Annotated in this window: 6 protein-coding genes; 5 read left to right on the top strand and 1 reads right to left on the bottom strand. The window is 72.3% G+C overall.

The annotated features are described in order from the left end of the window. Window positions 1-87: 87 nt before the first annotated feature. Entirely contained in the window at window positions 88-666 is a 579-nt protein-coding gene (locus PV343_RS12810) for a TetR/AcrR family transcriptional regulator (protein WP_319146995.1), read from the bottom strand. Between the two features lie 260 nt (window positions 667-926). Between PV343_RS12810 and PV343_RS12805 the strand changes: the two genes are divergently transcribed. The 5 genes from PV343_RS12805 to PV343_RS12785 all read left to right on the top strand — a co-directional run bounded on the left by PV343_RS12805 (window position 927) and on the right by PV343_RS12785 (window position 10,963). Then, entirely contained in the window at window positions 927-1,514 is a 588-nt protein-coding gene (locus tag PV343_RS12805; protein WP_319146994.1) for a (2Fe-2S)-binding protein, read from the top strand. Next, window positions 1,511-2,503: a xanthine dehydrogenase family protein subunit M gene (locus PV343_RS12800; RefSeq protein ID WP_319146993.1), complete on the top strand. Its 993-nt coding sequence runs from the start codon at window positions 1,511-1,513 to the stop codon at window positions 2,501-2,503. Before PV343_RS12805 ends, PV343_RS12800 begins: the two co-directional genes overlap by 4 nt. Then, window positions 2,500-4,629, top strand: a complete 2,130-nt coding sequence (locus tag PV343_RS12795) for a xanthine dehydrogenase family protein molybdopterin-binding subunit (protein WP_319146992.1) — start codon at window positions 2,500-2,502, stop codon at window positions 4,627-4,629. Before PV343_RS12800 ends, PV343_RS12795 begins: the two co-directional genes overlap by 4 nt. Beyond that, on the top strand, window positions 4,622-5,764 hold the full coding sequence (locus PV343_RS12790) for an XdhC family protein (protein ID WP_319146991.1): 1,143 nt from the start codon (window positions 4,622-4,624) through the stop codon (window positions 5,762-5,764). Before PV343_RS12795 ends, PV343_RS12790 begins: the two co-directional genes overlap by 8 nt. Before the next feature lie 924 nt (window positions 5,765-6,688). Continuing rightward, complete coding sequence (locus PV343_RS12785; protein WP_319146990.1) at window positions 6,689-10,963, top strand: discoidin domain-containing protein; 4,275 nt, start codon at window positions 6,689-6,691, stop codon at window positions 10,961-10,963. Window positions 10,964-10,989 lie beyond the last annotated feature (26 nt).

Below are 10,989 nucleotides of genomic sequence, written 5' to 3'. Positions count from 1 at the left end.
CTCAGCAGCAGGCTACCGCCGGATCTCGGCCGGGACCCGGGGACGGGTGCCGTGAGCCCACCCTTCACCCTTCCCCGCAGTGCCCCCTCAGCGCCCCGGTGCCCCCGCCCGCAGGCCGTCCATGACCAGGTCGAGCAGCCGGGTGGCGCGGGGGCGCCAGTCGTCGTGGGGGTCGAGCTGCCACAGGCCCGCGATGGCGATGAGGAAGTCCTCGGCGGTGACGCCGGGGCGGATGGTGCCGGCCTCCTCGTTGGCGCGGAGCAGGAGTCCGGCCGCGGCGGCCACCGGTGTGGGGGAGGGCTTCGCCGGTCCGCCGGGGGCGCCGGTGACCAGTCGTATCGCGTCGGCGAGACCGGCCTTGGCCATGGCGAACTCGGCGAGCCGGTCCATCCAGGCGCGCAGGGCGAGGTCGGGCGGCCGGGTGCCGAGCAGCAGGGGCGCGGCGTCGGCGACCTGCTGCATCTCGTGCCGGTAGATCTCCAGGACGAGCGCCTCGCGGTTGGGGAAGTTGCGGTAGAACGTGCCCTGCCCGACGCCCGCCTTCTTGGCGATCGTGCTCAGAGGGGCGCCGGCGCAGCGGGTCAGCTCGGTGAGTGCCACGTCCAGGATGCGCTCACGGTTGCGCTGGGCGTCCGAGCGCAGGGGTGCGCCCTTCTTCTGCTGCACTCGTCCTCCTCGCGGGTCCGTGGCCGAACCCTGTCCTTGCTAAGCGGACAGCTGTCCGGTAGGTTTCCGGGTAACGGACAGCTGTCCGGATACGTCCACGATAGCCGTGGACACGGCCCCGCGGCAGCCGTCGGCTGCCCCCTCGGCCCCCGCACCGCACCGCGCACAGCCGTTTCGCTCCCGCACCGTCCACGGAAGACCGGCACACCGGACCGCCGGACAACCCCCCATCTGTCCTGGAAACGCGAAAGAAGCTGCTCATGGCCCGATCGACGTCCAGTGTCATCACCCTGAACATCAACGGAGAGAAGTTCACACTGCCCGTCGACCACCGCACCACGCTGCTCGACGCGCTGCGCGAGCGCCTCGATCTGACCGGCACCAAGAAGGGCTGCGACCAAGGGCAGTGCGGCGCCTGCACCGTGCTGCTCGACGGGCGCAGGTCCGTCGCCTGCCTGCAACTGGCCGTGGCCGCCGAGGGCCGGGAGATCACCACCATCGAGGGCGTGGCCGACGGCGACCGACTGCACCCGGTGCAGGAGGCGTTCCTCGATCTGGACGGCTTCCAGTGCGGCTACTGCACACCTGGTCAGATCTGTTCGGCCATCGGGATGATCGAGGAACACGCGGCCGGCTGGCCCAGCGCCGCCACCGGCGACGTCCGGCCCGAGGCGGGGCCACCACCCCTGACCGCCGAGGAGATCCGCGAGCGGATGAGCGGCAACCTGTGCCGCTGCGGCGCCTACGTCTCCATCGTCGAGGCGGTGGCCCGGGCGGCGGCCGCGACGGCGGGGAGTGCGGCGGCGCACGGCGGATCCGCCACGCAGGGCGAGGAGGCCGTGGCATGAGGGAGTTCGACTACGAGCGTGCCCACGACGTCGCCGGCGCCGTCGCGCTGCTGGGCGCGGACCCGGACACCCGCTTCCTCGGCGGCGGCACCAACCTCGTCGACCTCATGAAGACCGGCGTGGAACGCCCCGCCAGGCTCGTCGACATCCGCGAACTCCCGCTCGACGAGATCGAGTCGACGCCTGAGGGCGGCCTGCGCATCGGCGCCACGGTCACCAACGGCGACCTGGCCGCCCACCCCGAGGTCAGGCGCCGCTACCCGGCGCTCGCCCAGGCGGTGCTCGCCGGCGCCTCGGGGCAGCTGCGCAACATGGCCACGGTCGGCGGCAACCTGCTGCAGCGCACCCGCTGCGGCTACTTCACCGACATCACCAAACCCTGCAACAAGCGCGCCCCCGGCAGCGGTTGCCCGGCCGTCCAGGGCGAGCACCACAACCACGCGATCCTCGGCGCGAGCGACCACTGCGTGGCCGTACATCCCTCGGACATGGGCGTCGCTCTCGCCGCCTTCGACGCCGTCGTCCACTACGAGACGGCCGAGGGACCGGGCGCATCACCGATCAGCGCCTTCTACCTGCCCGTCGGCGACACCCCGCACATCGAGACGGCCCTGCCGCCGGGCGCGCTGATCACCGGAGTCGTCCTGCCGCCCGCCCCGGTCGCCGCCCGCTCCCGCTACCGCAAGGTCCGCGAGCGCGCCTCATACGCCTTCGCCATCGGCTCCGTCGCCGCCGCGCTCGACGTCCACGACGGCACCGTCCGCGACGCTCGCCTGGCCCTCGGCGCCGTCGCCTCCCACCCGTGGCGCGCCCTGGCCGCCGAACGCGTCCTGACCGGCGCGCCGGCCGACGCCGCCACCTTCGCCGCAGCCGCGGACGCCGAACTCGCCGCGGCCCGGCCGCTGCCGCACAACGGATACAAGGTGACCCTCATGCGCAATCTCCTGGTGGCCGTGCTCACCGAACTCGCCGAGGAGGCCGCCCGATGACCACCACCACCGCGACGGCCGCGCCGACGCGCTCCGTCGGCACCGGCCACACCCGGGTGGAGGGCCGGGACAAGGTCACCGGCGCGGCCCGCTACGCCGGGGAGATCCCCTTCGCCGACCTCGCGCACGGCTGGCTGGTGCTGTCCACCGTCGCCCGCGGCCGCATCACCGCCCTCGACACCGAGCCCGTCCTCGCCATGCCGGGCGTCCTCGCCGTCCTGGACCACCGCAACGCCCCCCGCGTCGACACCGACTACATCGGCCTGCTGGGCACGCGCCCGGACCCGACCTGCGCCGCCTTCCAGCACGACCGGGTGCCGTACCTGGGCTGGCCCGTGGCACTGGTCGTCGCCGAGACGTCCGAACAGGCCAGGGAAGCCGCCGAATCCCTCGTGGTGCACTACGAACAGGAGCCCCACGACGTCGACTTCACCGGCGACCACCCGGACGCCTACCCGCTGGACAACCACGGCCCCGCGGTCACCGGCAAGGGCGACCTCGACGCCGAACTGGCCGCCTCCGCCGTGGTCGTCGACGCCGAGTACAGCACCCCCGAAGAGCACCACAACATGATGGAGCCGCACGCGGCCACCGCCCGCTGGGAGGACGGCCGGCTCGAACTGGTCGACTCCAACCAGGGCGCCACCTGGGTCGTCGGTGAACTCGCCAAACTCTTCTCGCTCGACCCGGCCTCCGTGCGCGTACGCTCCGAGCACGTCGGCGGCGGCTTCGGCAGCAAGGGCGTCCGCGTCCACCAGGTGACCGCCGTGATGGCCGCGACCGTCCTGCGGCGCCCGGTCCGGGTGGTCCTGACCCGCCGCCAGATGTTCTCCCTGGCCGGTTACCGCAGCCCCACCACCCAGCGCCTCAGGCTCGGCGCCGACGCCGACGGACGGCTGCGCGCCCTGGAGCACCGCTCGCTGAGCGTCACCTCCACCGTGCACGAGTTCATCGAGTCGAGCGCCGGGGCGTCCCGGGCGATGTACGACGCCGACGCCCACCACACGGCCAACCGCGTCGTACGGCTCGACGTGCCGACCCCGACCTGGATGCGGGCGCCGGGCGAGGCGCCGGGGTCTTTCGCGCTGGAGTCGGCGTTCGACGAACTCGCCGAGAAGTGCGGCCTCGACCCGATCGAGCTGCGCCTGCGCAACGAGCCCGACCGGGGCCCGGTCTCCGGTCTGCCGTTCGCCGGCCGCAACCTGCCCGCCTGCTTCCGCGAGGGCGCCCGCAGGTTCGGCTGGGCGGACCGGGACCCGCGCCCCCGGCAGCGCCGGGACGGCCGCTGGCTGCTCGGCACCGGCACCGCCGCCGCCTCCTTCCCGGCGGGCGCCGCGCCGTCCACGGCCGCCGTGACCGCCCACCCGGACGGCACCTACACCGTCAGGATCTCCGCGGCCGACATCGGCACCGGCGCCCGTACGGCCCTCACCCTGGTGGCGGCGGACGCCCTGCACACCACCCCGGACCGGGTCCAAGTCCGCATCGGTGACAGCGACTTCGGGCCCGCCATGATCGCGGGCGGTTCCATGGGCACCCGCTCCTGGTCCTGGGCGGTCACCGCCGCGGCCGACGAACTGCGCGACCGGCTGGCGCTCGGCGCCGAGATCCCCGCCGACGGGATCACGGTGCGGTCGGACACCACCGCGGCCATCGGCGCCCTGTCCGCCGCCGAACGCCACTCCTACGGGGCGCAGTTCGCCGAGGTGGCCGTCGACGTGGCCACCGGCGAGGTGCGCGTGCGGCGGATGCTCGGCATCTTCGCCGCGGGCCGGATCGTCAACCCGCTCACCGCGCGCGGCCAGTTCACGGGCGGCATGATCTGGGGCATCTCCATGGCCCTGCACGAGGAGGCCGTCAGGGACCGCGCCTCGGGCGGTCACGTGGGCGCCGACCTCGCCGGCTACCACGTGGCCACGAACGCCGACGTGCCCTTCGTGGAGGCCGACTGGATCGAGGACCACGACCCGAGCGACCCCGTCGGGATCAAGGGCATCGGCGAGATCGGCATCGTCGGCGCGGCGGCCGCCGTCGCCAACGCGGTCTGGCACGCGACCGGTGTACGCCACCGGGCCCTGCCGATCCGGCCGGACCGCGTCATCGAGGAGGGAGCCCCCGGTGCTTGACGTCGCCGAGGAGCTGCTGCGCTGGACCGCGGAGGGCCGGGACTTCGCCGTGGCCACCGTGCTCGCGGTGGGCGGCAGCGCGCCGCGCGGCCCCGGCGCCGCCCTCGCGGTCGACGGCGCGGGCACCGTCGTCGGCTCGGTCTCCGGCGGCTGCGTCGAGGGCGCGGTCTACGACCTGTGCCAGGAGGCGCTCCGGACCGGCGAGGCCCTCACCGAGCGCTTCGGCTACAGCGACGACGACGCCTTCGCCGTGGGGCTGACCTGCGGCGGCACGATCGAGGTGCTGATCACGCCGGTGCGCGGCCGCACACCGGTCCGCACCGTCCTGACGTCGGCGCTGTCGGCCGCCGCCCGGGGCGAGCGGGCGGCCCTGGCCCGGGTCGCCCGCGGCCCGGCCGAACTCCTCGGCCGCGCCCTGCTGATCCGCGAGGACGGCACGTACGAGGGCGGGCTTGGCGGCCACCCGGAGCTGGACCGGACGGCGGCGGCCGAGGCGCGGGCCCTGCTGGAGGCGGGGCGCACCGGCACGGTGGAGGTGTCTGCGGACGGGTCGCACTGCCCCGGCGGTCTCACCCTGCTGGTCGAGTCGCGGGTACCGCCCCCGCGGATGATCGTCTTCGGCGCGGTGGACTTCGCGTCGGCGCTGGCGCGTGCGGGCAAGTTCCTCGGCTACCACGTGACCGTCTGCGACGCCCGCCCCGTCTTCGCCACCCGGGCCCGCTTCCCGGACGCGGACGAGGTCGTCGTCGACTGGCCGCACCGCTACCTGCGGCGCACCCGGACCGACACCCGCACCGTCCTGTGCGTGCTCACCCACGACCCGAAGTTCGACGTACCCCTGCTCAGGACGGCCCTCGCGATGCCGGTCTCCTTCGTCGGCGCGATGGGCTCCCGCCGCACCCACGAGGAACGCAACCGGCGGCTGCGCGAGGAGGGCGTGACGGAGCGTCAACTGGCCCGTTTGCGTTCCCCGATCGGCCTCGATCTCGGCGCCCGCACCCCGGAGGAGACCGCCCTGTCCATCACGGCCGAGATCGTCGCCGCCCGCCGGGGCGGCACGGGCGTCCCCCTCACCGGTGCGACGACCCCCATCCACCGCGACCGCCCACCCGACGAGGGGGCGACGGCGGCCTGAACCGGCGGAGGTGGCCCGCCGGGGGCCGGCCGGGCGGAGGCGACGTCGTCGGGGGTGGGCGCCGCGGTCGACGGAGACGAGCTCACCGTTCCGCTCCAGGCTGACCCGCGCCCACACACAGATCGGGCCGTCGCCCGGTTCGCTGTCGGGGGCCTCCTGCACGACGCCGAAGACGTTCTTGTCGATGCCGAAATCGTTGCCGGTCCACTGGAGTCGTCGACGATGCCGTCCAGGTCGGCGAAGAACGGGTCGCTGCGCAGCCCGGCGCTGAGGCGGCAGCCGCCGCTCTCCACGACGTTCGGTTCCGCCCCGAACGCGACCGCCGCGTCCTCGACGACGGCCTGCCCCGCCGGCCGCGTGCTCGCGCGCCCGGTCGCCGGTCGCCCGGTGCACGTTCCTGCCCAACGTCCCGTGTCCGCCCGCCCCGCGTCTTCCTGCCCGCGTCGGCCCGGCGCTCCGGCCTCCCGTGCGCGCAGGCCGGCTCTCAGCGGTCGGCGAGGGGCCGGAACTGGCCGTCGCCGGGGGCGAGTCCGTCGACGCCGCCGCGTTCGAGGGCGACGGCGCGTAGCGCAAGAAGACGACACCTCATGACACCGTGAGCGCAAGAAATTGCGCTCCTTGCGTCAGCTTGTGAAGCGTCTGACGTAACGCCTGCGTCCTCGGGGCGCCCGGACGCCGGTCCCCTGGGCGGGGAGGGGTATCGGCCACCCCTCCGCCCCTGCTCGGATCCGCGCGCCACCCGTGAAATTGGTGTCGCCCGCACAGTAGACGGGCCTATGCGCCTCTGCAATATTGCGATGAACCACTGCAAGAACACGCGCATGCTCGCACGCTCTCCTCCGGGGATCGTGCGTCCGCTCTGCCCAGGAACGAGCCGCCCCCGCCGCCCCTACCGGCGCGCGCACCTCCGCAGGAGGACACCGCATGATTCGACACAAGCCACGAACCTGGAGGCGACGAACGGCGACCGCCGCGCTCGCCTCCGCCGTCACGGTTCTGGGCATGCCCGCCGTCGGCGCCCACGCGGCCGGCGGGCCCAACGCCGCCGCCGACGCCGTGACCAGGGCGGGCAGCGCCCTGCGCGCACACTCGGCCGCGAACGTCACCGACGGCGACGCCGGCACCTACTGGCAGGCCGGGAAGAAGTCGGCCCAGTGGGTGCAGACCGACCTCGGACGGCCCGAGCGGGTCCGCCAGGTCGTGCTGCGCCTGCCCGAGCACTGGCAGACCCGCAGGCAGACGCTGGCGCTCCAGGGCAGCCCCGACGGGAAGACCTTCGCCACGCTCAAGTCCTCGGCGCAGTACGTCTTCAGCCCCGGCGACGGCAACACGGTGAAGATCTCCTTCCCCGCGACCCTCGCCCGGTACGTACGGGCGGACTTCAGCCGCAACTCGGTCGCCGCCACCGCGCAGCTCGGCGAGATGCAGGTCCTCACGACCGCCGCCTCGACCCCCGACCTCGCCCAGGGCAAGCCCTTCACGGAGAGCGGGCACGCCGACGTCTACGGCGCGGCGAACGCCGGTGACGGCAACCGCGACACCTACTGGGAGAGCAGGAACAACGCCTTCCCGCAGTGGCTCCAGGTCGACCTCGGTTCCTCGGTCAAGGTGAACCAGGTGACACTGCGGCTGCCCGGCGGCTGGCCGAGCCGCAGCCAGACACTCAAGATCCAGGGCTCCACCGACAACCAGAACTTCACCGACCTGACGGCCTCGAAGGCGTACACCTTCGACAGCGGCAACGAGCAGTCGGCCACCATCGGTTTCGACACCACCACGACGCGGTACGTGCGCGCGCTGTTCACCGCCAACACCGGCTGGCCCGCCGGGCAGGCGTCCGAGCTGGAGGTCTACGGCCCCGCGACCGGTGACACCCAGGCACCCACCGCGCCGTCGCGTCTCGGCTACACCGAGCCGGCCACCGGGCAGATCAAGCTGACCTGGAGCGCGGCCACCGACGACACCGCCGTGACCGGCTACGACGTCTACGCGAACGGCCAGTTGCGGGCGAGCGTCGCCGGAAACGCCCTGACCTACACCGACACCCAGCCGGCCGGCAGCGACATCACCTACTACGTGCGGGCGAAGGACGCGGCGGGCAACGTCTCGGCCAACAGCAACAGCGTCACCCGCAAGGGATCCGGCGGCGACACCCAGGCCCCCACGGCGCCGGGCAACCTCGCCTGCACGCAGTCCGGCGGCGACGTGAAGCTCACCTGGCAGGCGTCGAGCGACAACGTCAAGGTCACCGGCTACGACATCTACGCCGACAACAAGCTCCTCAAGTCCGTGGCGGGCGACGTCACGACGTACACCGACACCCCGCCGGCGTCCGCCACCGTCACCTACTACGTCAAGGCGACGGACGCCGCCGGGAACGTGTCGGCGGCCAGCAACAGCGTCACCCGGACCGGCTCGACCGGGGCCGGCTCCAACCTCGCCGAGGGCAAGCCCGTCGAGGCGTCGTCGTACGTCTACACGTACGTCGCCGCCAACGCCAACGACGGCCGGACCAGCACCTACTGGGAGAGCGCGGGCGGCGCCTACCCGGCCACCCTCACCACCGGGCTCGGTGCCAACGCCGACCTCAGCCAGGTCGTCGTGAAGCTCAACCCGGACGCCGCCTGGTCCACGCGCACACAGAACATCCAGGTGCTCGGTCGCGACCAGGACGCGACCGCCTTCACCAGCCTCGCCGCGGCGAAGGACTACACCTTCAACCCGTCCACCGGCAGCACCGTGACCATCCCCGTGTCCGGGTCCGCCGCCGACGTCCAGCTCAGGTTCACCGCGAACTCCGGGGCACCGGGCGGGCAGGTCGCCGAGTTCCAGGTGATCGGAACCCCGGCCGCCAACCCGGACCTCAAGGTCACCGCGATCACCAACTCGCCCGCCGACCCGGTGGAGTCGGACGCCATCAGCCTCTCGGCGACCGTCACCAACAGCGGCAGCAAGGCGGCCAAGGCCACCGACCTGAACTTCACGCTCGGCGGCACCAAGGCCGGCACGGCGGACGTCCCCGCCCTCGCGGCCGGTGAGTCCAAGACGGTCACCGCGAGCATCGGCGCCCACGACGCGGGCAGCTACCCGGTCGGCGCCGAGGTGGACCCGTCGAACAAGGTCATCGAGCAGAACGAGGCGAACAACGTCTTCACCCGCTCCGACGCCCTCGTCGTCAAGCCCGTCGCCAGCTCCGACCTGCTCGCCGCCCCGGTCTCCTGGACCCCGTCCAGCGCCTCGGCCGGCGACGACGTCGAGTTCACCGTGGCGATCAAGAACCAGGGATCTCTGGCCTCGGCCTCCGGAGCCCACGACGTCACGCTGACGATCCAGGACGCCAAGGGCGCCACCGTCAAGACACTCACGGGCTCCTACAACGGCGCCGTCACCGCGGGCCGGACCACCGCCCCGGTCGCCCTCGGTTCCTGGACGGCCGCCAACGGCAAGTACACCGTGAAGACCGTCATCGCGAGCGACGCCAACGAACTGCCCGTCAAGCGGGACAACAACACCACCACACAACCCCTGTTCATCGGCCGCGGCGCCGACATGCCGTACGACATGTACGAGGCCGAGGACGGCACGCTCGGCGGCGGCGCCAAGGTCGTCGGCCCCAACCGCACCATCGGCGACCTCGCCGGCGAGGCCAGCGGCCGCAAGGCGGTCACCCTCAACGACACCGGCCAGTACGTCGAGTGGACCACCCGCGCGGCGACCAACACCCTGGTCACCCGCTTCTCGGTCCCCGACGGCACGAACACCACGCTCGACGTCTACGTCGACGGCCAGTTCCTCAAGGCCGTCGACCTCACCTCGAAGTACGCCTGGCTCTACGGCAACGAGACCTCGCCCGGCAACTCGCCCGGCTCCGGCGCCCCGCGCCACATCTACGACGAGGCCGGCCTGCCGCTCGGCAAGACAGTCCCGGCGGGATCCAGGATCAGGCTGCAGAAGGACGCCGCCAACACCTCCACCTACGCCGTCGACTTCATCAACACCGAGCAGGCGACGGCGAATCCGAACCCGGACCCCGCCGGCTACGCCGTCCCGGCCGGTTTCTCGCACCAGGACGTGCAGAACGCGCTCGACAAGGTCCGCATGGACACCACGGGCAAGCTCGTCGGCGTCTACCTGCCCGCCGGTGACTACGAGACCTCCAGCAAGTTCCAGGTCTACGGCAAGGCGGTCAAGGTCGTCGGCGCCGGGCCGTGGTTCACCCGCTTCCACGCCCCCGCCTCCCAGGAGAACACCGACGTGGGCTTCCGGGCCGAGGCCGGTGCCAACGGCTCCACGTTCAGCGGGTTCTCCTACTTCGGCAACTACACGTCACGGATCGACGGTCCGGGCAAGGTGTTCGACTTCTCCAACGTCTCCGGCATCACCATCGACGACATCTGGGTGGAGCACATGGTGTGCCTCTACTGGGGCGCCAACACCGACGGCATGACCATCAAGAACTCCCGGATCCGCGACATGTTCGCCGACGGCATCAACATGACGAACGGCTCCACGGACAACCACGTGGTCAACAACGACGCCCGGGCGACCGGCGACGACAGCTTCGCCCTGTTCTCCGCGATCGACGCCGGCGGCGCCGACGAGAAGAACAACCTCTACGAGAACCTGACGTCGACGCTCACCTGGCGGGCGGCCGGAATCGCCGTCTACGGCGGCTACGACAACACCTTCCGCAACATCCGCGTCGCCGACACCCTGGTCTACTCCGGCATCACGATCTCCTCGCTGGACTTCGGCTACCCGATGAACGGCTTCGGGACCGTGCCCACGACGATCGAGAACGTCTCCCTGGAGAGGACGGGCGGCCACTTCTGGGGCTCGCAGGTCTTCCCGGCGATCTGGGCGTTCTCCGCCTCCAAGGTCTTCCAGGGGATACGGGTCAACGACGTCGACATCGACGACTCCACCTACGGAGGCGTGATGTTCCAGACCGACTACGTCGGAGGGCGGCCACAGTTCCCGGTGAAGGACACGGTCTTCACCGACCTCTCCATCACCGACTCGAAGAAGAGCGGAGACGCCTTCGACGCCAAGTCCGGCTTCGGCATCTGGGCCAACGAGCTGCCGGAACCCGGCCAGGGCCCGGCCGTCGGTGAAGCCACCTTCCGCAACCTGCGGATGAGCGGCAACGCCCAGGACATCCGCAACACGACCAGCACCTTCAAGATCAACGTCGAGTAGCCGGAGGAGGGGCAGGAACGAGTACG

Source organism: Streptomyces sp. WI03-4A, from assembly GCF_033792105.1.
GTDB classification, from domain to species: domain Bacteria; phylum Actinomycetota; class Actinomycetes; order Streptomycetales; family Streptomycetaceae; genus Streptomyces; species Streptomyces collinus_A.
The sequence above is the reverse complement of the archived record's forward strand: the minus strand, read 5'-3'. Positions and strand labels throughout refer to the sequence as shown.